Genomic DNA, 1,629 nt, shown 5'->3' on the forward strand with positions numbered 1-1,629 from the left:
GCGCTTCCCGATGATCTGGCGGTACAGCTTGGCGCTACGCTGCTTCAGGTGGCCGGGAGCATATTCGTCGAGGAAGCGCCGGGCGAGTTCCGCCATGGTGAACCCGCCCGACCTGGTGCGGGGCGTCTTCCCCTCAAGGTCACGGCCGGTCCTGGCGAGGGTTACGATCTCTGCGGCGCGCGCCCGCGCGGCGGCCGGGGTGATGGGACCGTGGGGTCCGATGGTGGCCTTGATGGCGCGGCCCTCGTGCGTACACCGCGAAAATGGTTTCCGAGGTTAGCCGACCGGCCCTTGAAAAGCGAATCGCTCCCGATGAGCCGGGTCGTGGAAGCGGCGGTGCGCGGATGCACACCATCGAAACAGCCGGTGGGAATGGGCGGGTCGAGGCGCGGCTGCCGCTACCCAGCAAAGCCAGGAGCGGGTCGGATGGGCTTTTGAAGTTGCCTTTCCGGAGCTGAGGCGGAACCCTGGCCGCGAGTGCCCGCAGTCGTTCGATCAGGTCTCCACGCACGTACGGCTCGGTAGACTTGAGACTGGCATGTCCCAAATACATCGACACCTTCCGAAGGTCATTGTCCACTGCATCCAAAGTGTGCAGGGCGCAGGAATGGCGGCTATCTCGCGCGCAAGAGATAGGCGCCACTATATCGACTGCCTGACTATGTCTTGTAATTCCGCTTGATTCTGGCCTTATCGGCGCGTGAGCGCGGTGATGGCATCGCACGATCTCGTACACCGTTCGCCGTTCTGGTGTCAGGCGCGTCGAGGATGGCCTGTACTTCCTCAAGGGCGAGGGATTTGACCACACCCCTGTCAAACCGCTTCTCTGGAATCGCGTGGACCCTTGCGCAAGTTCGAGGCAAGCGGGAGCTCTGAACTCCAGGTAGCGGAAGAACGACTTGATCGCCACCAGCCGGAGATTTCGGGTGCGAACGGAGTTGTGCCGCTCCTTCTCCAGTCCATCGAGGAAGTCAAGGATCAGCGGGAAGGTCAGTTGCTCGACCGTCAACCGAATCGGCCGTGTCTTCAGCCTCTTCGCGGCAAAGGCGACGAAGTACTCGAACGCCAGGGAGTAACTCGCTATACTATTCTTTAACCTGCGACATGAGACGCCACTGGTAGACAAGTCAACGTGTTTTCAGTGAGTTAAGGCATTGACGTCGCGTCGCGGATAAACCCTCTGATTCACTTCCTGTGGGTACCTAAACGCTACCCGAATCGAGAAGCAAAGGAGGCGCCAACATGCCCAAGATCACCAAGCGAACGGTCGACGCCCTCCGACCCACGGAGCGCGAGCGCGTCGTCTGGGACGACGACATGACCGGGTTCGGCGTTCGTGTGCACCCCACCGGCCGGAAGGTCTACATCGTCAAGTACCGTCACGAGGGCCGCGCCATCAAGGCCACCATCGGACCCCACGGTCCCATCACCCCGGCCGCCGCGCGGGCGCGCGCCGCAGAGATCGTAACCCTCGCCAGGACCGGCCGCGACCTTGAGGGGAAGACGCCCCGCACCAGGTCGGGCGGGTTCACCATGGCGGAACTCGCCCGGCGCTTCCTCGACGAATATGCTCCCGGCCACCTGAAGCAGCGTAGCGCCAAGCTGTACCGCCAGATCATCGGGAAGCGC

Annotated in this window: 1 protein-coding gene; it reads left to right on the plus strand. The window is 62.7% G+C overall.

Going from position 1 to position 1,629, the window contains the following annotated elements; translation table 11 throughout:
• Positions 1-1,242: 1,242 nt before the first annotated feature.
• The coding region (locus tag OXF11_19915) for an Arm DNA-binding domain-containing protein (GenBank protein MCY4489367.1) at positions 1,243-1,629 on the plus strand (387 nt) is incomplete at its 3' end.

The organism is Deltaproteobacteria bacterium (assembly GCA_026712905.1).
Taxonomy (GTDB): domain Bacteria; phylum Desulfobacterota; class Binatia; order UBA9968; family JAJDTQ01; genus JAJDTQ01.